Here is a 21,120-nt window from a genome sequence, read left to right as displayed (position 1 = left end):
ATGACACTTTTTTAAGTGCCATAAATGTAAGTTTTATATTTTAAAATATTAAAAAATTGAATCAAACTTCCAAGTTGCACCTCCCATTACTTGGAAACCTTGTACATTAAAGTTGTTGAATCTTTGATAGCTGTTATTTAATACGTTATTAAGGTTTAGGAAAACTGAAAAAGAGTCACTGAAATTATATCCTCCATTAAAGTTTACATCGAAATAACTTTTTAAATTAATTGTATTAAATGTTTGTGCTGGTAATACGTCGAACAATTTTCCTTTTCGTTCTCCAACAAAATAAAGATTTGCTCCAGCATACCATTTTTCTGTTTTATAAGTTCCAAAGATTTCTCCTTGTATTTTAGGGGCGTTCCAAGCTTCTAACTGATTCGTTAAAGTAAATGAGTTGAATTGCCCATTGAATCCTACAGTTAAATTTTTAAAGCCATTGTAAGCTACTTCACCAAAGAAGTTCAGAAGTTTTATGTCGTCATAAACAGTAGTGAAAGAGTTTCCATACTCATATCCTAAAAAACTAAAGGCGTTGCTTCCTGCAGTATTACTTCCATTTGATTTTGACTGATTCAATGAAAAGAATGGATTGTTCTCTATATTTGAATAACTAGCTTTGAAGTTGTAACTAAATTGTGCGTCTAGTTTTCCTTTAATACCTCCAAAAACTGAATATTTTGTATTTTTTAATAATAAGTTTTGTGTTGGTGATACGTAAGGGTTTTGCTCTACAATGGATTGATATGAAGTTATATCAACATCACCACCAGCCCCAACAAATACATTTGCAAAATCTTTTACAATAGGGTAGGATAGCTCAACATCTGGATAAATTAAAAAATTGTTCTTGCTGTTTTCTAAATCCATTGCAAAATAACTTTTGGCTCCAATTTTAATAGCTAGATTTTGTACGTTGAATTTGTATGTAGGGTGTGCGCCAACAACAAAGAAACTATGTTTTAATTCGTTTTGAGAGTCGTATGTTTTGTCAAATTTAGTACCTAAATAACTTATAGTAGTATTTAAACTTAAGTCATTTAAGTCACGATGAATTATTTCACTTAGACGAAATTCAAAAAGTGCATTTCCGTTTATAAAGAATTCATTGCTACTCAAAGCATCTGAGAAATAGGTAATAGAACCATTTGCTTCTTTAAAATCAGTGTCGTCAAACTTAATAGTTCCAAAAACCTTAAAGTTGTTGTAAGCCTGTTCTTCTTCTATAGCACTAATAGTAGCATCTGTAAAAGTAATGTTGCGAGGCAAACCATACCAATTGTATTTATTTCGTTCTGCTTTTACACCTGCTTTCCAGTTAAAGAAACGTTCTTGTTGTGCATAAAATAAATTAAGACTAGCATTATAAAAAGTACTACTCAATCTTGTGTTTTCAACTGGGTCAGCTGACAATAAAAATTTAATATGTGCTCCGTATTCACTATTGAATCGTTCATTGCGTCTAACATATGCTTCAAGGTAAGGCGCAATTTTATTAGCCAAACCTATAGAGAAATAGTTTGGATATAATCTTTCTCGTTTGCCTAAGTTTATTTTTTTCATAGTTCCACTTTTTGGTATAAAAGTAGAAGCTACCGGTACAGAAAATATTTGGTATTTTAACTCTTTCTTTTGAGTTTCTTTAGTATGCTTAATTATTGGCTTTTGCTTTATTTTAAAAGCATCAGTAATTTTAGGGACATAAGAAGTAACTACATTAACTACTTCCGTTTTTATTATGGTGTCTTTAGCTTTTTCGGTTGCTTTTTTCTCTTGCGCATTTGCAATTAATGTTACAAATAAAACAAGGAAACCTATGTGCTTTTTCATTAATCTAATCATTGAACTTTCTTTTGTTGTTAACAAATTTTAGTTTTGGGTAGTTACAGATTCGTTTGTTTTTGCTTCTTTATTCTTTATGTTGCTAAGCTCATTTTTAGCTTCTTCCAACACATCTTTATATTGTGTAAAGTTTTTGATGATGTTTTCTAAAATGTAAGTAGCCTGGTAAGCATCTTTTAACGCATAATAGTTTTTTGCCATTATAATATAGCTTTTTACTCCCCAATACTTATAAGAAGAGTAGTTGGCTATTAAATCTTGTACAGCTTTATTGGAAGCTTCATAATCTTTATGATCATTTAAAAAGAAGGCATTATAGTATAAGCTTTCTGCTTTTAATGCACCTGTTGCCTTTTTACTAATTTCAAGGAAGAACTCTTCTGCAGTTAGGTAATCGTTAGTTTTGAATGCTGAACGAGCTATGATTACTTTAGCATCTTCAATAATATTTGCGTCTACTTTACCGTTACTTAATACTTTTTCAGCGTAGTTTATAGCGTTGTTATAATCTTCCTTTTTATAATGTCCTTTCATCAAATTACTTTGCGCAAAAATGATGTTTTGAGGGTAATTTGCTTCTTTTTCTAGTTGCTCTAAAACTAACATTCCATTATCCCAGTTTTCATCCTCTAAATAGATTTTAGCAAGTTTTGTTAAAGATTCTTCTGTATACTCGCTTTTATCCTGACTTATTACATAAGTATAGTGAGGAACTGCATTTTTAAACTGATTGATGTTGTTGTAGGATTGGGCAAGATAGAAGTGTGTTTTTAAAGCATGTGCTCCATTTGGAAATGCTTCAAGATATTTGTTAAATCCTTCTATTGCTTTTGCGCTATTATTTTCTAAGAATTTATTTTCAGCAGATTGGAAAGTAGCATTGTCTAATTCTGCGTTACTAACATTTACAAATTTTACATTTTTAACCCAAGCGGCATATTCATCAACTTTACCTATGTCAATGTATACATTTTTAACATTCGTAACGGCTTGTTTTGCCTCTTTTGAATTTGGGTGTTTTGCTACAATTTCTTTGTATTTTTCTAATGCTTTTTTGTTGTCATTATTGTTATAAAATAATAGTCCTTGCCTTAGAAGTACATTAGGAACATAGCTACTTTTAGCGTGTTTTGATAATAGTTTGTTGTATGTGTTCTGAGCTTCTGTTGAATTATTAGCTGTTGTATAAGTTGTAGCTAACTGAAACATTGCATCATCTTGTAATTGAGAGTCTGGATAGCTATTGATTAAAGTTTTTAAGTTTTCAATTTTAGAATCACTTTTACCCATAAATCCATTACTCATAGCAATTTGATATTGCGCATAATCAGAACCAACACCTCCTTCTTGAACTACTTTATTGTATGATTCAATAGCTTCTGGGTATTTCTTAGAAGCATAATAAGAATCTCCTAAACGATTTGAGGCATCGTCATTTAAATCGTTGTCATCTAATTTTATATCTATAAATTGTTGAAAGTGCTTGGCAGAATTTTCATAATCTTTCAACTTAAAATAAGTATATGCAATATTGTAATCTAACTTTTTAATTTCTTCTATTTCTTTATTGGTAACTAATAAAAAACTAGTTAAAGCTTCTTTATAGTTTCCTAATAAGTATTCTGTTTCTGCTAACCAAAAAGTTCCTTTGTTGCTTACAATAGCGTTTTCAGCTAAAGTAGCTTTTGAAAAATATGGTTTAGCTTCTTTTAATTTACTTTCATTAAATAATTGAATACCTCTGTATAAAGATACTTCATTGGCAAGATTTTGATTTTCTGGTGATTTAGACTCGTTTAAATAATCTAAAGCTCCTTGGTAATCTTGTTGATGTAAATAAGAAGTAATTAATAAATTGTTTATTTCACTTGTATTAGGAGAGTTAGGGTATTTTGCTATAAAACCTTTTAAAACATCAGGAACGTTTTCATAAGGATTCCCTTGCTCGTAACTTAATTTCGCATAGTTGAATAAAGAGCTTTCAGTAATTTTTAAATCAAAATCCATTTCGCTAGCATTTCTAAATGCGTTTAAAGCTTCAGGCTTTTTTTGTAATTCTAAATAACATTCACCTAAATGATAATATGCGTTTTGAGCAACTTTGTTATTACCACCTATAATCTTATTAAAGTTACTAATTGCCTTTTCGTAGTCTTTTTGCTTATAATAAGCATATCCTAAATAGTAATAATCTGTATTTGTCCATTTTCCCTTCTTTCCTTTATAAGCTTTTAAATATGGGATTGCTTGGTCGTATTTTTTTAAATTAAAATAACTTTCTCCCATGATTTTAGAAATTTGAGAAATCTCTTTTTTGTCTTTAGTACTTTCTAGAAGTTTTTTTCCAATTTGTACTGACTTGTCAAAACGTCCAGCTTTAAAACTAATATCTAAGATATAGTAGTTGGCTTTAGCCTGATAAGTAGCATCATTTGCTAATTGACTTAGGTTGTCTTCCGCTTCGCCGAAGTTTTCTTGTTTGTAAGCAACGTATCCATAGTAATAACGAGCATCGTTACCATAGATAGGGTTTCCTAACAAGGTTTTAAAACGAGATTTAGCATCTTTCAAATAATTAGAGGCCAAAAGGGCATATCCCATTTTGTAGTTTAACTCATCTCGCTCAGGTTGTGTTAAAAGCTTTTCATTTACTTTTTGATACCATTTTAAAGCATGTGCAGCTTTTCTATTTGCGAAATAATAATTACCCACATTTAAAAAAGCTTTTTCCTTTTTATTGTTATAGGGATAATTTTTTACAAATTCTAATACTTTTTCATCAGCATCGTCTTGTATTAATTTAATTGCACACATAGCATCATAATAATCTGCGTCAGCTTTGCGATTTTTATGTTGGTCTGAATTTTTGGATACTTCAACAAATAAATCTTGAGCCGCAGCATAAGCCTTATTGTTATAAAACTTTAATGCTTTATGGAAGTTGGAAGCAACGTCGGTGTTAATAGCTGATTCTTGGGCTATTAATGATGTTGAAAAGGCTAATAAAAATAATAAATAGTAGCTCTTATTAGAACAAATAAATCTCATATTTTTCAGTTATCTAAGTAGTATAACGTTTGTTTTTTGTTTTTGTTGGAAGACTTTTTATCAAAAGTAATAAATGTTATATAATTACGTAATAAAATTTTAGATTTGTAGAAACATAACGATATATGGAAAGACCCGTTTTACACCTTGAAAATGCAGATATTTATCAACAAGATAGTTTAGTTTTGTCTAAAGTTAACTTTACTTTAAATAAAGGTGACTTTTATTACTTAATTGGTAAAACTGGAAGTGGTAAAAGTAGTTTGTTAAAAACTCTGTATGGAGATTTGCGTTTGCAACGTGGTTTAGGAGATATTGTTGGTTTTGATTTAAAGAAAATTAAGGAAAAGGATATTCCTTTTTTAAGAAGGAAGCTAGGTATCGTTTTTCAAGATTTTAAATTATTAAACGATAGGAATGTTTTTGAAAATTTAGAATTTGTCTTAAAAGCTACTGGTTGGAAAAACAAAGCCGATATGAAAGATAAAATTTATGAGGTTTTGGATAAAGTAGGGATGAAAGAAAAGTACTATAAAAAAACTTTTGAACTTTCAGGAGGAGAACAACAGCGTGTTGCGATAGCTAGAGCTTTATTAAATAATCCAGAATTGATTTTAGCAGATGAGCCTACAGGGAATTTAGACCCTAAAACTTCTCTAGAGGTGATGGAGCTATTGAATGAAATTCATAAAAGTGGGAAAACAATTTTAATGGCTACTCACGATTATCAACTGATTGTGAAGTTTAAGCAAAAAACAGTTAAGTGTGAAGGTGGAGAATTATTTGAAGTAGTGCAACAATCTGTCTAAAAAAAAATAAACCCACTTCACAATGGAATGAAGTGGGAAAATTGCTATGAAAAACTATGAAAAAGAAACACTGCTGATGTTTCTCTTACTATAAAGACGTATAGAATTTAAATTTCTTACAACTATAGTTAGATTTTAACATATTTTTATAAAGATAAACCCCTGAATAAGTTCATTATTCAGGGGTTTGTTATTTGTTTTGAAGCTAATTTTAGATGTCTAAAGCAGCATTGTTATTTTTAACGGCCTCTGCAGATGCTGTTAAATGTGCTTTTTCTTCTTCGCTTAAGTTAATGTTAACGATTTTTTCAATACCGTTAGCTCCTAGTACAACAGGTACACCAATACATAAATCTGATAAACCGTATTCTCCATCTAATAAAGCAGAACAAGGGAATATTTTCTTAGTATCACAAGCAATTGCTTGAACCATACCTGATACAGCAGCACCTGGTGCATACCAAGCTGAAGTTCCTAATAAACCAGTTAAAGTTGCTCCACCTACTTTTGTATCTTGTTTTACTTGCTCTAAACGTTCTTCTGATAAAAATTCAGAAACAGGAACAGAGTTACGAGTAGCTAAACGAGTTAAAGGAACCATTCCTTTATCTGAGTGACCACCTATAACCATACCATCAACATCAGAAATAGGGGCTTCTAAAGCTTCTGCTAAACGATATTTGAAACGTGCAGAATCTAAAGCACCACCCATACCAATAATTCTGTTTTTAGGTAATCCAGTAGTTTTGTGAACTAAGTAAGTCATAGTATCCATTGGGTTAGATACTACAATGATAATTGTATTTGGAGAGTGCTCAATTAAACTAGCAGAAACTGTTTTTACAATTCCAGCGTTAATTCCTAGTAACTCGTCGCGAGACATACCTGGCTTACGAGCAATTCCAGAAGTGATAACACATACATCAGACCCAGCAGTTTTACTATAATCTCCTGTTGTTCCTGTGATTTTAGTGTCAAAACCGTTTAAAGAAGCAGTTTGCATTAAGTCCATAGCTTTACCCTCAGCAAAACCTTCTTTAATGTCAACTAATACAACTTCAGATGCGAAGTTTTTAATAGCAATGTACTCTGCACAACTTGCACCTACAGCACCTGCTCCTACAACTGTTACTTTCATTTTATTTATATTTTAATTGTGATGATTAATTTAAGATGCACAAAAATAGCGATTTGCCTAAGGATATAAAAAGAAAAGCCCATCGAAATTTCAATGGGCTTTAAAATGATTAGTTATAGCTAAATATTTTTAAATCTTTTCCTTTTGAAAAATAAATCTTTTTAGCGGGTTTATCTATTTTGTATTTAGGTTTATCTATGCCAAATTCATAAGTTTCAATTGTGTTACCAGAGTCTTTATTTACTTGAACTAGAACTTTTTTGCCATCTTTGTTAGCATAGAAGAAAGCATTGTTTTTGGTGCCCTTAAAAGCATTGTAACGGTCACCGTCCCACAATAGTTCACCTACTTCAGAAATCATTGTTCCTTGGTTGAATTGAGATTTACCTTTGTTTATGTGTTTTACACCACGATTCATAGTGTTTTGTTTACCAACAAATGCTCCAGATCCAACAAGTGCTGACCCATATGTAGCGTTAGCTAGTCCAAGTCCTTGCATTCCAAAACCAGTAAAGCCTAATGCATAAGAACCAAAATTCTTTAAATGTCTAAGTCCTTCTCCAGGTTGTTTAAAATATTCTTTTTTTATTGTATTTCCTTCAAAATCGGTAATTACATATTCCCAGTTACTGTTGATGAAGTATCCTTTATCTCTTATTTCAACTGAGGTTATTTTACTAGCATCATTAAAATCAATCTTTTTTACTTGATCTTTTCCAAGGCCTTTATCAGGGTTTAAAATGTATAATTTTTTTCCGCTCAATAAAATTAAAGAATTATTTTTTTCATGATGAGTTAGTTTATCACTTTTTTCATCTAATTTAATCTTGTATATTCTTTTTTCTTTTCCTTTTTCAAAATATTCAATTCTATTTGGAGTCACAAAAATAGTTCCTTTGTCATAAGAAAATGTAGTGAACTCTTCTTCATCATCTACATCGAAATCTACATTTTTGATTACTCTTTGAGGTTTTTTCCATATTTTTTTCCCGTTGTTGTCTACTAAATGCTTTTTGTTTTTGTAATAAACGATATAACCTTCATTAGTTTTTTCAACACCTTTTACTTTTTTTCTTTTAAATTCTTTTTTCCAAGCTTCTTTACCTGTATGATAATCGTATAATTTAGCTCCGTCTTCATGAATTAAGAAAAGTTTTCCATCTTCAAATTGGTAGTCTACAAAACCTTCGTCAAGTTTAATAGCTTTTTTCCATACTTCTTTACCGGTATTAACGTCAAAGGCAATTAATTCTTTACCAATAACTTTTTTTCCTAATAAAGAAAGTCCCATAGTAAATCCTGCTTTTATAGCTCCTCCGATTAATGAGCTGCTTTTGTTTTCTACAGCAATTAAAGATTTATTATCTTCTGTAAAGAATAATTTTCCTGCATCATACTTTTCTGAAACAATAATAGCCCCGTCTTCTTTGTTTACTAGGAATACTGTTTTTCCTGCAGAAAAAGCTATTCGATTATCGTTTTGTACAAAATTACTGATAGATGCTCCTCCTGATAATAAACTACCTAGTTTTTTATTAGTTTTAATAGCGTTCTCCCAAAGAATGTTGTCGTTTTCTATACTAACTAAGAAAAGTTTTGCGGCAGTTTTATCAGTTTTTGCAAAAAATAAAATAGCGTTTTTACCAAATACAAATTTGTTAGAAAATATACCTTTATAATCATTGGTTTTATCATCTATAATTTTATGGCCGGTTTTAATATTGAAAATTGTTTGACCAAATTTACCAAAAGGTGATAGGGCTATTTCTCTAAATGAAGATTCAGAAGTTTGTCCAAGAGCATTAAGGCTTTTAACAAAACCAGTTTCTTTAAATTCCCATATTTTTTGCCCAGTTTCACCATTAACTCCATACACGCCACCATCTGTTGTTGCTACGGGTATTCCTGTTAAATTGTGTAGGTAAACATTACTAATTTTGCTATCTAATGTAAGCGTATGGTCTGGCTCTTTTTGAGAATGTCCTAAAAAAGAGGTTAGGAATAATAAAATAAGTAATCTTGTTTTCATAATCTTTTTAATATTGATAATTTCTTTTTAATAATTGAGTTTCGAAAATAAAAAAAAGAACCTCACTCGTTAGAGTAAAGTTCTTTTTTTATTAAGATTTTTTTAACAAATAAGAGTTTATCTAAAACTGAAAGCTATTCCGGCATTAACAGTGTTGTAATCTTGTAAAGAATAACTACCAAAAAGCTTAAAAAATCCTAAACTAATTCTTGCACCTATAGTTGTGTTAAAACTACTTGATTTAAATTCTAAACTAGGTGGAGTTAAGGCTACTTGCTCTGTTCCACCAGCATGGTTAAATGTACCAGTGTATGTACCAACCATTCTTAAATCTGCATTACCGGTGTTGTATCCTATACCTCCAAATACATTAATTATTGGGAAGTTTAAAGAAGCGATTGCTTGAAAAGAAAAAGCTGATAAACCAAATTCTCCAGCACCGTTTTGAACTGTTAAAGCTCCGGTAGTTTGACTTCCAAAACCGTATTTTACATCTAAATTAGTATAAGCAGCTAATAAAGAAACATGTAATGGTAATTTGTCTAAAGGTCCAAACCAGCTGGTTATTTCTTTCTTAAGCCCTATACCAAACATATTTATTTTTCCTCCATCATCACCAAATTTTGTTTCAGGAAAGAAACGAGCCATAACTTCAAATTTGTATGGTAATCCTAAACCTACTTGTACAGCGTAGGTTGGTATTGCCTTTATTGGAAAATCACTTATTATTCCACCTGGTAATTCAAAATCTGCAGTAACAACTTGTGGTGTTCCTCCAATATCTATAGTTCTACTAACTGTAAATGTAGTAGGAGTGTCTGGGCCTGCAAAAGTAGAGGCAGTTGTGGATGTTGAAGTAATTGAAGATCCAGGACCTAAGGCTTGTTGGATATTAAAAGTTTCTTTTTCAGACCCAATAAAACTACCATTTAATCCGATAGTAATATCAAAACCAAATTTTTTATGAACTTTTGCGGTGTGGTACCATCCTGAATTCATACTATTTATTGAACCTTCTATGCCTGGGTTGAAATATGCTTGAATAAGATTTCCTGCATCTTTTGTGTTACCTAAAATAGCTTGCTCAAAACCATCTTGAGCTTTTGTACTAAAAACTAAGCTGAAAATTGTTAAAAGGGATAAAGTAATTTTTTTCATGTTACTAAGTTGTTAATTAGGTGACAAATGTATAAAAAAGAGAATACTGTTATTAGTAAAATAAAAAACTCAACCAAAATGGTTGAGTTTTTTATTTATAGTGTTCCAAAAAAACTAAGCATCAATATTAGCGTACTTGGCATTTTTTTCAATAAAATCTCTACGAGGAGGAACTTCGTCACCCATTAACATAGAGAATACTCTGTCGGCTTCAGCAGCGTTATCAACAACAACTTGACGTAGTGTTCTAAACTCTGGGTTCATTGTAGTGTCCCATAATTGTTCAGCGTTCATCTCTCCAAGACCTTTATAACGTTGGATATTAACACCTCCACCCATTTTCTGAGCGATTAAATCACGTTGATTGTCATCCCATGCGTACTCACGTTTTTGTCCTTTTTTAACTAAGTATAAAGGAGGAGTAGCAATGTAAATGTAACCTTGTTCTACCATATCTCTCATATATCGGAAGAAGAAGGTTAAGATTAAGGTAGCGATATGAGATCCGTCGACATCGGCATCACACATAATAACTACTTTGTGGTAACGTAACTTAGATAGGTTCAAAGCTCTAGGGTCTTCTTCTGTTCCAATTGTAATACCCAGTGCAGTAAACATGTTTTTGATTTCTTCATTTTCAAAAACTTTATGTTGCATTGCTTTCTCAACATTTAAGATTTTACCTCTTAAAGGAAGAATTGCTTGGAAATTACGATCACGTCCTTGTTTTGCAGTACCACCTGCCGAATCTCCCTCGACAAGGAAAATTTCACATTGTGCAGGATCTGTTTCAGAACAGTCAGATAATTTACCAGGTAAACCACCAATACTCATTACAGTTTTACGTTGCACCATTTCACGAGCTTTTCTAGCTGCATGACGTGCTTGAGCTGCTAAAATTACTTTTTGAACAATAGTTTTAGCGTCGTTAGGATTTTCTTCTAAGTAGTCAGTTAGCATTTCTGAAACTGCTTGAGAAACAGCAGAAGTAACCTCCCTGTTTCCTAACTTAGTTTTAGTTTGTCCTTCGAATTGAGGTTCGCCTACTTTTACAGAAATAATAGCGGTAAGTCCTTCGCGAAAATCATCTCCCGAGATATCAAACTTTACATTTTTTAATAATCCAGATTCATCAGCATACTTTTTTAAAGTATGAGTTAATCCACGACGAAAACCAGATAAATGTGTTCCTCCTTCATGAGTGTTAATATTGTTTACATAAGAATGTAAGTTTTCAGAATAAGAAGTATTATATACCATAGCTACTTCAACAGGAATTCCGTTTTTCTCACCTTCCATTGCAATAACACTAGCTGTTAATTGCTCACGGGTAGAGTCTAAATATTTTACAAATTCAGATAAACCTTCTGTAGAGTGGAATGTTTCAGCTATGAAGTTTCCTTCATCGTCCTTGTTACGCTTATCAGTTAAGGTAATTGTTATTCCTTTATTTAAATAAGCTAGCTCACGCATACGAGTAGCTAATGTATCGTAATTGTACTCTGTAGTTTGCTGAAAAATAGATCTGTCTGGTAAGAAAGTAACAATAGTTCCAGTAAAATCAGTTTCACCAATAGTTTTTACTGGGTATAATGTTTTACCTCTTTCGTATTCTTGTTGCCAAATTTTTCCTTCTTTATGTACTGTGGCAGTTAAGTGGTCTGAAAGTGCGTTAACACAAGATACACCAACACCGTGTAAACCACCAGAAACTTTATATGAATCCTTGTCAAATTTACCACCAGCACCAATTTTAGTCATTACAACTTGTAGTGCAGAAACTCCTTCTTTTTTATGTATTCCTACAGGAATACCACGTCCATTATCACGAACGGTGATAGAATTATCTTCATTAATGTCTACTGAAATAGTATCACAATGACCAGCTAAAGCTTCATCAATAGAGTTATCAACTACCTCATAAACTAAATGATGTAAACCACGAACACCAACATCTCCAATATACATCGATGGACGCATTCTTACGTGCTCCATCCCCTCTAGTGCTTGAATACTATCGGCTGAATAATTATGCTTTTTTTCTTCGCTCATTTCTTAGAGTTAAAAATTAATTTGTTTTCTGAATGTTATTCTTTGAAATTCCTAACTGATTAAAATCGTATGAGAAACAATATTCAATAACATAAAAAATAACCGCGTTTTGCGATTATTTATCCTTACAAATCTACAGTTTTTAAACTTGATAATAAAGTTTTTAAGCTGTTTTGTTTGAGAAATTGTCAAAAATATATTTTATTAGAAAGTCTGTTAAATGGCTTAAAAACGTGCTTAAAATTGAAGGTTGTTTTTTTTATTTAATTCTGAAAATCGAAAACACGAAAAAACTCTTAAAAAGAAGGTTTTAGCTTAGTGAATACAGGTGAGGTAATTTAAAAATAGTCAAATTAAGAGAAATTAACTAAAATTCATTAAATAGTTGTGTTTTGGTAAAGATTAGTTAGTGTTTGTTGATTTAAGATTAATTAATTGTAAAAATTTAACATTTTTAACATAATATAATGTAATTTTTGTATGTTTGACCTCGATATTAATAAATTAAATTTTTAAAAAATGAGAATCCCCCGATTTTTAGTAAAAGCCTTCTTGGCTTCAATGTTATTAGTGAGTTGTACTAATTCAAATGAATTAGATACCCCAAATCAACAAACAGAGTTAGATGATGTGAATAAGAAAGAAGTAGCTTTCAAATTCATTGATTTAATGAAGAATCAAGATTTTATGAACAAAACAATTAGTATGTTGGAAGCTCAACAGCCTAGTGTTGCGTTATCTAAAATTTTAGATGAAACAAAAAGTATTGTAGGTACTGAAGAAGCTTATAAAAGTTTAGCTACTCAAACAACTACTTTAGAAGAGAGAGCAAGTGCTGATTTTGCTCCAGAAAAAATTGAAATTTTAGAAGTTTGGATGCATAATCCTAAGAAGAAACTTGATTTTTCAAAAGTGTTATTCTCTTTTGCGCCTGAAGGAGAAGAAAAAAACTGGTCGACAGTAGAAGCTTATACTATGGATAAGGAATTAGTCCTTTTAGATGCTAAAAAAGCTCCAGAGCAAGCAGTTATTGTAATTGAGACTAATGGTTTTGAGACTTTGAAAAAGGAAGTGGCTTATATGAATAAGTATCTTCAAGAAGAAGGTGTGCAAAATGAAAGACTAACTAAATCTAATATGGATTTTAGCCCAGTATCGCCAAGAAATTCAGGATTAGAGACTACGAAGTTAGACAAGATTAGATTGAATAACGATGAGGAGCCATGGATAAGTGGTGCTGCTGAAGTGTATGCTATTACTTCTGGAATTAAAGACGCTGCAAATAAACCAGAAATAAAAGTAATTCCAATGTACTATTTAGATCACGATGGTACCGATTATTATCCAAATCAAATATTATTATTCTGGGATGATTATAAGTATCAAGCTGCAAATATCCAGTTGTTTGAAAAAGATGATAATGTAAATTATAAAAGTTTAGTTTCTACTATTGTTAGTGGAGTTTTTCAAATAATAGGAACAGTAGCAACGCAGCCTTGGGTAAATGTTTTAGGGCAAGTTGCTGGAGCAATTATCCAAGCTATGCCAGATCAATGGTATACTAATAATGATGATTATGTTGATTCTTTCTACACTATTGAAAAAAATAAAAATTATAACAACCATTATGGTGCAAGAGGAAATGCAAAGGTGAATTTATCTCCTTTCTTTGTTGCATCTAATTAATTGTGTAATTATGCATAAAGAAGAGCATCCTATATTAGGATGCTTTTTTTGTTTTAAAAATAAAGAATAACTGGTTTTTTGAGTTCTAAATTAATGTAGTTGGTGGCGAATGATTGTATTTTTCTTATGGTTTTGCTAATGAGGTTAAAATGTGAATAAGATTTTTGGAATGATACCGAAAGTTCCTATGTCTTCTCTTAAGGCGCCTTCTACTTTATAAGGGGAGTATTGAAGGTTTAAACCAAAAGTGATTTTTGTTTTGGTGTTAAATTGATGATGCCAATTAATTCCAGGACTGATTAATAAGGAGGAAACCATTTCGTATTTTTCTTCATCTTTTCTTCCAGTGTATGAGGGGTTTCTGGCGTCAGTTCTTATTGTAGAACCACCAATTCCTAATGATATATCTATTGTAGAATTATGTTTACTATATAATTTCTTTTTTAGGTTGATAAAAAGATTAATCATCATTTTGCTTTTAACTTGCAGGGTGTCAATAGTTCTTAAGTACAAGAAGTTTTGTTTTTGATTAGGAATCACGAATTGAAGTGCTAGTTCTATAGATTTTTCTTCTTTAATAGGAAAATTTGCGTTTAATTCAATAAGAGGAGCTACCCCAAAATAAGTATTTAAATTTCCTTGTGGAATAAACAAACCACCACCTACTTTGAATACAATTCTTTCTAGGTAATTAGGAGAATCTTTATTTAATGATTTTGAATCTAATCTAGTTGTTAAAGAGTCTTTTTTCGATTGACTTATACATGAAATTGTAATAAGCAAGGATGTTATTAAAAGTATTTGTTTCATAGGTTCTGGGTTTTAGTATGTTTCAAAATTATTGTGATTAACACACTTTTAATTGTTTGTAAAACAAATTTTAGTATTTTTATTTGTGATTATCACAAATAAAAAATGTTGTTATATGTTTCAAGAAATATTATTACAGAAGATTAAAGAAGGGTTAGCGGAACGTGATTCTCTTAATAGTGAAATAGCTACAGCATTAGATATTAGTTACGATGCCGCGCATAGACGTACGAGCTTGAAGAGTAAGTTTACTTTAGAAGAAAGTGTTTTATTAGCTCGTTATTTTAATTTGTCGTTAGATAGTTTGTTTGGTATGTCAAAGAAAAATTTTGTCTCAGTACAAAAAACAAAACAAATAACTAATGAAAAAGAGTTGCAGTATTATTTTGAGAGTTCATATCAATCATTGTTACCTTTGTTGAATGTAGATAAAAGTGAAGTGTATTATTCGGCAAAAGATATACCCATTTTTTATACACTAACTTCTAGTGTGTTGAGTAGTTTTAAGTTTTATGTATGGTTAAAACTTCTCGATAAAAGTTTTAGAAATAAAAGTTTTGATAGCTATCATCCGAGTTTATCTACGTTACAATCGGCAAAAAGACTGGGGGATTTATATCGTGATTTATCTATTACAGAGATTTGGGATACAACTACAATAAATAGTACGTTAAAGCAAATCCATTTTTATTATAAAGCAGGTCAGCTTTCGGGAGAAACAGCAATTAAAATTTGTAAGGATTTAAAACAATTATTAAACGATATTTCATTAAAAGTTGTTTCAAAAAAGAAGTCTTTTAAGTTGTATTATAATGAGTTGTTATTAATGAATAACAATGTGTTAGTTACAACACCTAAACAGCAAAAGTTGTTTGTTCCTAGTTCAATGCTTTCCTATTTTTCAACAAGTGATAAACAAACCTGTTTAGAAGCAAAAAAATATTTTAATAAGCAATTGTATCATTCAAAATTATTAAATACAGCGGGGGAAAAAGAGCAAAATGTGTTTTATTATAAAATGATGGAGAAAGTAAATGCATTACAAAAGTTAATTGAAGCAGAAAATGTTTTAGATTTTGAATAAAAAAATCCCACCAGATGGTAGGATTTTTTCGATTGTAAATTTTAAAATATATTTAATAAGCATCTTCATGCACGGCTTTAATTGCACGGCCTGAAGGTTCGTTTATGTTTTGAAAACTGGCATCCCAAGCTAATGCAGTAGGTGTGCTACATGCTATTGATGGAACAGAAGGAACTGTTAAAGCTGCCGTTTCACTTGAAAAGTGCTCTTCAAATATTGAACGATAATAGTATTCTTCTTTAGCTCTAGGTGTTTGAGTAGGGAAACGATGTTGTGCATTTTTCATCATTTCATCAGTTACTGCGGTTTCAACTAATTCTTTTAAAGTGTCAATCCAGCTGTATCCAACTCCGTCAGAAAATTGTTCTTTTTGTCTCCAAGCAACTTCTTCAGGTAAATAACTTTCAAAGGCTTTACGTAATACCCATTTTTCCATACGTTCTCCGTTAATCATTTTATCTTCAGGGTTAATACGCATTGCTACATCCATAAATTCTTTATCTAAGAAAGGAACACGTCCTTCAATTCCCCAAGCCATTAAGCTTTTGTTAGCGCGAAGGCAATCATATTGATATAATTTATCAAGTTTGCGAACAGTTTCTTTGTGGAATTCTTCAGCATTAGGTGCTTTATGGAAATATAAATATCCTCCAAAAATTTCATCAGCTCCTTCGCCAGATAATACCATTTTAATTCCCATAGATTTTATAACACGAGCCATTAAATACATTGGAGTAGAGGCGCGGATGGTAGTAATATCGTAGGTTTCTAAGTTGTAAATTACATCACGAATAGCATCTAAACCTTCTTGAATAGTGAAGGTAATTTCATGGTGAATTGTACCAATATGATCAGATACTTTTTTTGCAGCAGCTAAATCTGGCGATCCTTCTAATCCAATAGAAAATGAGTGTAATTGAGGATACCAAGCGTCTTTAGTATCGCCACTTTCTATACGCTTAGCAGCATACTTTTTAGCAATGGCAGAAGTGATAGAAGAGTCTAATCCACCAGAAAGTAAAACTCCGTAAGGAACATCGCTCATTAATTGACGGTGAACAGCAGCTTCTAAAGCATCACGTAGTTCATCAATAGATGTTTGGTTGTCTTTAACAGCTTCGTACTCCATCCAGTCTCTAGAGTACCAACGTTGTAAACCGTCTTCACGAGTGTAGTAGTGACCCGGAGGAAATACTTCAATTTTGTTACAAACTCCTTCTAAAGCTTTTAGTTCAGAAGCTACATAAAAAGTTCCTTTTTTATCCCATCCCATGTATAATGGAATAATTCCCATATGGTCACGAGCAATTAAGTATTCGTCAGTAATAGAATCGTAGATTGCAAAACCAAAAATACCATTTAATTCATCTAAAAACTCAACACCTTTTTGTTTGTAAAGAGCAATAATAACCTCACAATCAGACTGTGTTAAAAATGTGTGTTTTCCGTTAAATTGTGGGCGTAACTCTTTGTGGTTGTATATTTCTCCATTAGCAGCTAAGACAAAACGACGATCTTCACTAAATAAAGGTTGTTGTCCAGAAGCAGGATCTACAATAGCCAAACGTTCATGAGCCATAATAGCTTTTTCGTCGCTATAAATACCGCTCCAGTCTGGACCTCGATGTCTAATTTTCTTTGACATTTCTAAGATTTGAGGTCTTAGTTGTTCAGTTTTTTCTTTTAAATCAAATGCACATACAATTCCACACATAGTTTTATATTTTTAATTAGTATCTCGAAATAGAATCAAGAAACATATTTTGTTTTTTCATTTATTATTTCGATACAAATAACCGAATGATGTTTTTTTTTGAAAACAATATTTGTTATTTGAGTTATAAATTAAAACTTATAATTTGTTATTTGTGTTAATGTGTAATCGTTTTTCAGTTGTTTTGCTTTTTAAACTTACTTTTTTTGATTTTTTAGAAATAAACTGAAATAAAAATTTGGATTTTTAAAAATCTGTTATACATTTGCTTCATAATGATGAAACAATTATTAAATAACTGGTGGTGGAGAACTCATAACTTACGTTAGTGAGACCATACCGTTATATCCATAATACAACGAAAAGGCTTATCTCATGATAAGCCTTTTTTTTTATAATAAAATTAAAAATGAATAAAATAAAGTTTACAACAATATCTAAACAACAATTAGCAGATACAATTACTCCTGTAAGTTTGTATTTAAAAACAAGAGATAAATATGCAAATAGTTTATTGTTAGAAAGTTCAGATTATCATAGTAAAGAGAATAGTTACTCATTTTTATGTATTGAGCCTTTAATAACAATTAAAGCAGAAGGAAATGATATTTCATTTTCATATCAAAAAAAGGAGTTAGAAAGAAAGGCTATAGACCGTAATTTTTATGATTATTTTGATAATTTTAGTGGTTTGATAGATGTTGATTGTACTGAAGAAGTCAAATCGTTTAATGGCTTATATGGATATACAACTTTTGATGCTGTTCAATATTTTGAAACTATAAAATTGAATTCAAAAAAAGCACCATCAGAAATACCTATGTTGCAGTATAGTTTCTTTCGATTTATAATTGCAATTAATCATTTTAAAAATGAAATGATTTTAATAGAGAATATTCCCGAAGGAGAAGAATCTCGATTATCAGAAATCTCGAATTTGGCTAATTCACAATCCTTTGCAAAGTATCAATTCAATTTTGAAGGAAGTGAAACTTCTAATATTACAGATGAAGACTTTAAAAATAGTGTAACCAAAGCCAAAGAGCATTGTAAAAGAGGAGATGTGTTTCAATTGGTATTATCACGTCAGTTTCAACAAAAATTTAAAGGAGATGAGTTCAATGTATATAGAGCACTGCGATCTATAAATCCATCACCGTATTTGTTTTATTTCGATTATGGAAGTTTTAAATTGATGGGTTCATCGCCTGAAGCTCAGATAAAGATTAATGCAAAAGAAGCTATTATAAATCCAATTGCAGGAACATTTAGAAGAACGGGAGATGATGCAAAAGATACTGAGTTGGCAAAAGAATTAGCAAACGATCCTAAGGAAAATGCAGAACATGTAATGTTGGTAGATTTAGCTAGAAACGATTTAAGTAAGCACGCTACAAATGTTACAGTAGAAACCTATAAAGAAGTACAGTATTTTAGTCATGTAATTCATTTGGTATCTACGGTTACTGGGAAAATTACTGGAAATCCAATAGAAATTGTAGGAGATACTTTTCCCGCTGGAACTCTAAGTGGTGCTCCAAAATACAAAGCAATGGAATTGATAGATACATATGAAAATCAAACACGTGGATTTTATGGAGGTTGTGTTGGATTTATTGGACTGAATGGAGATGTAAATCAGGCCATTGCAATACGTTCGTTTGTAAGTAAAAACAATACGTTGTTTTATCAAGCTGGAGCAGGAATAGTTATCAATTCAAAAGAAGAAAATGAGTTGCAGGAAGTAAATAATAAATTGGCGGCCTTAAAGAAGGCTTTGGTGTTAGCGGAAGAAATATAAAATGAAGAAAATAAATGTCAATTTAGCGGATGTGTTAGATAAAGAGAGTTTTCATAATGTTTTTGCATTAGCATTTAGTTTTCCAAATTATTATGGGAAAAACATGGATGCTTGGATAGATTCTGTTGATGATTATTGTAGTGAATACAAAATGGTTGTATTAGAATTAAAGAACAGTGAAATATTAAAAAAAACGAATAGAAAAATTTTAAACGATTTATTGGAGTGTTCGGCTTTTGTCAATTATAGAAGATTAAAAAGAGGAGATAATCCATCGTTAATCATTTCAATGAATTAATAAGTGAGTCTATCCAAAAATAACGATATGTACTCGTCATTCAATACTTAAAAAAAATGAAAATATTAATATTAGATAATTACGATTCGTTTACCTATAACTTGGTACACTATGTTGAAGATATAACTGGAGAATTACCTGACGTCTATCGTAATGATGAAATTTCAATTGATGAAATTAAAAATTACGATGCTATTATTTTATCGCCAGGTCCTGGAATTCCAGATGAGGCAGGTATTTTAAAAGAAACGATTAAAACTTACGCGGGAAAGATTCCAATTTTTGGAGTGTGTTTAGGTTTACAGGCAATCACAGAAGTTTTTGGTGGTGAATTAGAAAACTTAAATGATGTATTTCATGGAGTAGCTACAGAGATGAAAGTTTTAAAGGATGATTGTATTACTTTTAAAGATATTCCAGAAACATTTGAAGCAGCACGATACCATTCATGGATTGCTTCGCGTACAAATTTTCCAGAAGAATTAGAAATAACAGCTATTGATGATAATGAAAGTATAATGGCATTGCGTCACAAAATACATCATTTAGAAGCTGTGCAATTTCACCCAGAAAGTATCTTAACACCAGAAGGGAAAAAGATGATTCAAAATTTTATTAATTCAGTTGAAAGTCTAAAGCTTCAAGCTTAAAGCCATTGAAATGAAAAAAATATTAAATACGCTTTTCGAACAAAAACGATTGACTAAAGAACAATCGAAAGAAGTACTTATAAATATAGCTCAAGAAAAATATAATGCGTCTCAAATAGCTGCATTTATTACAGTATTTTTGATGCGTCCAGTTTCTGTAGATGAATTATCTGGGTTTAGAGAAGCTTTATTGGAATTAGCCATAAAAATTGATTTGTCAGATTTTAATACTATTGATTTATGTGGTACAGGAGGAGATGGGAAAAATACATTTAACATTTCAACTTTAACTTCATTTATTGTTGCAGGAACAGGAAACAAAGTGGCCAAGCATGGTAATTATGGAGTATCGTCTGCTTCTGGATCATCAAATATGTTGGAGTTTTTAGGATACCAATTTACTAATGATGAATCGGTATTAAAACGACAGTTAGAAGAAGCAAATATTTGCTTTTTACATGCTCCATTATTCCATCCGGCAATGAAGGTAGTAGCTCCAATACGAAGAGAGTTGGGAGTAAAAACGTTTTTTAATATGTTAGGTCCTTTAGTAAATCCGAGTGCGCCACAAAATCAATTAGTAGGGGTGTTCAATTTAGAGGTTGCTAGAGTATATAATTATATGTTGCAACAGTCTAGTGTAAATTACGGAGTGGTACATGCATTAGATGGTTATGATGAGATTTCGTTAACGGGTGATTTCAAATTGTTTACTAAAGAGGCAGAACAACAAATTTCGCCATCAGATTTAGGTCAAAAACAAATATTACAATCAGATATTTTTGGAGGAGACACAGTAGCAGAAGCAGCGAAAATATTTGTAGATATTATTAACGGAAAAGGAACAGAACAACAGAATAATGTAGTGCTAACAAATACGGCATTTGCATTAAAAACATTTGATAAAAATAAAAGTTTTGAAGTTGCTTTTGAAGAAGCAAAAGATTCATTGTTTGGATTAAAAGCAAAAAAATCATTAGAAAAACTAGTAAGTTAAA

The 21,120-nt window shown here is 31.1% G+C and carries 15 protein-coding genes; 7 read left to right on the top strand and 8 right to left on the bottom strand.

The genetic code is table 11. The features are described 5' to 3' along the window. Positions 1 to 48 precede the first annotated feature (48 nt). The gene (locus tag F7018_RS12950) at positions 49 to 1,833 is read right to left on the bottom strand and encodes a hypothetical protein (RefSeq protein ID WP_150900484.1); all 1,785 of its coding nucleotides are present in this window, start codon (positions 1,831 to 1,833) and stop codon (positions 49 to 51) included. A gap of 39 nt (positions 1,834 to 1,872) precedes the next feature. Continuing rightward, entirely contained in the window at positions 1,873 to 4,893 is a 3,021-nt protein-coding gene (locus F7018_RS12945; protein WP_150900483.1) for a tetratricopeptide repeat protein, read from the bottom strand. A gap of 125 nt (positions 4,894 to 5,018) precedes the next feature. On the opposite strand from F7018_RS12945, the gene F7018_RS12940 reads away from it, so the two are divergent. Next, positions 5,019 to 5,702 (top strand): cell division ATP-binding protein FtsE, encoded by a 684-nt coding sequence (locus tag F7018_RS12940; RefSeq protein WP_150900482.1) that lies wholly within the window; start codon positions 5,019 to 5,021, stop codon positions 5,700 to 5,702. Between the two features lie 211 nt (positions 5,703 to 5,913). Here the strand turns inward: F7018_RS12940 and mdh are convergent, their stop codons facing one another. From mdh to gyrB, 4 genes are all read right to left on the bottom strand, one after another. Next, positions 5,914 to 6,840, bottom strand: coding sequence for a malate dehydrogenase (gene mdh, locus F7018_RS12935; RefSeq protein ID WP_150900481.1), 927 nt, complete (start codon positions 6,838 to 6,840; stop codon positions 5,914 to 5,916). Between the two features lie 109 nt (positions 6,841 to 6,949). Continuing rightward, positions 6,950 to 8,869, bottom strand: coding sequence for an outer membrane protein assembly factor BamB family protein (locus tag F7018_RS12930; RefSeq protein WP_150900480.1), 1,920 nt, complete (start codon positions 8,867 to 8,869; stop codon positions 6,950 to 6,952). 117 nt (positions 8,870 to 8,986) lie between these two features. After that, positions 8,987 to 10,027 carry a DUF6588 family protein gene (locus F7018_RS12925; RefSeq protein ID WP_150900479.1) on the bottom strand — a complete coding sequence of 347 codons (1,041 nt, stop codon included), beginning with the start codon at positions 10,025 to 10,027 and terminating at the stop codon, positions 8,987 to 8,989. 114 nt (positions 10,028 to 10,141) lie between these two features. Continuing rightward, a complete protein-coding gene (gene gyrB / locus F7018_RS12920) occupies positions 10,142 to 12,079 on the bottom strand; it encodes a DNA topoisomerase (ATP-hydrolyzing) subunit B (RefSeq protein WP_150900478.1) in 1,938 nt (645 codons plus the stop codon). Positions 12,080 to 12,598: 519 nt separating this feature from the next. On the opposite strand from gyrB, the gene F7018_RS12915 reads away from it, so the two are divergent. Beyond that, positions 12,599 to 13,765 (top strand): DUF3103 family protein, encoded by a 1,167-nt coding sequence (locus F7018_RS12915; protein WP_150900477.1) that lies wholly within the window; start codon positions 12,599 to 12,601, stop codon positions 13,763 to 13,765. 144 nt (positions 13,766 to 13,909) lie between these two features. Here the strand turns inward: F7018_RS12915 and F7018_RS12910 are convergent, their stop codons facing one another. After that, complete coding sequence (locus tag F7018_RS12910; protein WP_150900476.1) at positions 13,910 to 14,575, bottom strand: hypothetical protein; 666 nt, start codon at positions 14,573 to 14,575, stop codon at positions 13,910 to 13,912. Between the two features lie 115 nt (positions 14,576 to 14,690). Here F7018_RS12910 and F7018_RS12905 point away from each other — a divergent pair, with 115 nt between their 5' ends. Beyond that, a complete protein-coding gene (locus F7018_RS12905; protein WP_150900475.1) occupies positions 14,691 to 15,659 on the top strand; it encodes a helix-turn-helix domain-containing protein in 969 nt (322 codons plus the stop codon). Between the two features lie 52 nt (positions 15,660 to 15,711). On the opposite strand, the gene asnB is transcribed toward F7018_RS12905, so the two are convergent. Beyond that, a complete protein-coding gene (gene asnB / locus F7018_RS12900) occupies positions 15,712 to 17,373 on the bottom strand; it encodes an asparagine synthase B (RefSeq protein ID WP_150900474.1) in 1,662 nt (553 codons plus the stop codon). 409 nt (positions 17,374 to 17,782) lie between these two features. Between asnB and F7018_RS12895 the strand changes: the two genes are divergently transcribed. Genes F7018_RS12895 through trpD form a run of 4 tightly spaced genes read left to right on the top strand, consistent with a single transcriptional unit; the run spans position 17,783 to position 21,119 of the window. Beyond that, on the top strand, positions 17,783 to 19,174 hold the full coding sequence (locus F7018_RS12895) for an anthranilate synthase component I family protein (RefSeq protein ID WP_150900473.1): 1,392 nt from the start codon (positions 17,783 to 17,785) through the stop codon (positions 19,172 to 19,174). Between the two features lies 1 nt (position 19,175). Beyond that, positions 19,176 to 19,472, top strand: a complete 297-nt coding sequence (locus tag F7018_RS12890; RefSeq protein ID WP_150900472.1) for a barstar family protein — start codon at positions 19,176 to 19,178, stop codon at positions 19,470 to 19,472. Between the two features lie 56 nt (positions 19,473 to 19,528). Continuing rightward, positions 19,529 to 20,122 carry an anthranilate synthase component II gene (locus F7018_RS12885; protein ID WP_150900471.1) on the top strand — a complete coding sequence of 198 codons (594 nt, stop codon included), beginning with the start codon at positions 19,529 to 19,531 and terminating at the stop codon, positions 20,120 to 20,122. 10 nt (positions 20,123 to 20,132) lie between these two features. Then, entirely contained in the window at positions 20,133 to 21,119 is a 987-nt protein-coding gene (gene trpD / locus F7018_RS12880) for an anthranilate phosphoribosyltransferase (protein ID WP_150900470.1), read from the top strand. Position 21,120: the final 1 nt, after the last annotated feature.

It is taken from the genome of Tenacibaculum aiptasiae (assembly GCF_008806755.1).
Taxonomy (GTDB): domain Bacteria; phylum Bacteroidota; class Bacteroidia; order Flavobacteriales; family Flavobacteriaceae; genus Polaribacter; species Polaribacter aiptasiae.
Note: the sequence above shows the minus strand (reverse complement) of the source record. Positions and strands in the feature narration are given on the sequence as shown.

Coding starts and splice junctions, on each gene's coding strand:
- F7018_RS12950 (WP_150900484.1), bottom strand. CDS start 1,833: ATGAAAAAGCACATAGGTTTCCTTGTTTTATTTGTAACATTAATTGCA.
- F7018_RS12945 (WP_150900483.1), bottom strand. CDS start 4,893: ATGAGATTTATTTGTTCTAATAAGAGCTACTATTTATTATTTTTATTA.
- F7018_RS12940 (WP_150900482.1), top strand. CDS start 5,019: ATGGAAAGACCCGTTTTACACCTTGAAAATGCAGATATTTATCAACAA.
- mdh (WP_150900481.1), bottom strand. CDS start 6,840: ATGAAAGTAACAGTTGTAGGAGCAGGTGCTGTAGGTGCAAGTTGTGCA.
- F7018_RS12930 (WP_150900480.1), bottom strand. CDS start 8,869: ATGAAAACAAGATTACTTATTTTATTATTCCTAACCTCTTTTTTAGGA.
- F7018_RS12925 (WP_150900479.1), bottom strand. CDS start 10,027: ATGAAAAAAATTACTTTATCCCTTTTAACAATTTTCAGCTTAGTTTTT.
- gyrB (WP_150900478.1), bottom strand. CDS start 12,079: ATGAGCGAAGAAAAAAAGCATAATTATTCAGCCGATAGTATTCAAGCA.
- F7018_RS12915 (WP_150900477.1), top strand. CDS start 12,599: ATGAGAATCCCCCGATTTTTAGTAAAAGCCTTCTTGGCTTCAATGTTA.
- F7018_RS12910 (WP_150900476.1), bottom strand. CDS start 14,575: ATGAAACAAATACTTTTAATAACATCCTTGCTTATTACAATTTCATGT.
- F7018_RS12905 (WP_150900475.1), top strand. CDS start 14,691: ATGTTTCAAGAAATATTATTACAGAAGATTAAAGAAGGGTTAGCGGAA.
- asnB (WP_150900474.1), bottom strand. CDS start 17,373: ATGTGTGGAATTGTATGTGCATTTGATTTAAAAGAAAAAACTGAACAA.
- F7018_RS12895 (WP_150900473.1), top strand. CDS start 17,783: ATGAATAAAATAAAGTTTACAACAATATCTAAACAACAATTAGCAGAT.
- F7018_RS12890 (WP_150900472.1), top strand. CDS start 19,176: ATGAAGAAAATAAATGTCAATTTAGCGGATGTGTTAGATAAAGAGAGT.
- F7018_RS12885 (WP_150900471.1), top strand. CDS start 19,529: ATGAAAATATTAATATTAGATAATTACGATTCGTTTACCTATAACTTG.
- trpD (WP_150900470.1), top strand. CDS start 20,133: ATGAAAAAAATATTAAATACGCTTTTCGAACAAAAACGATTGACTAAA.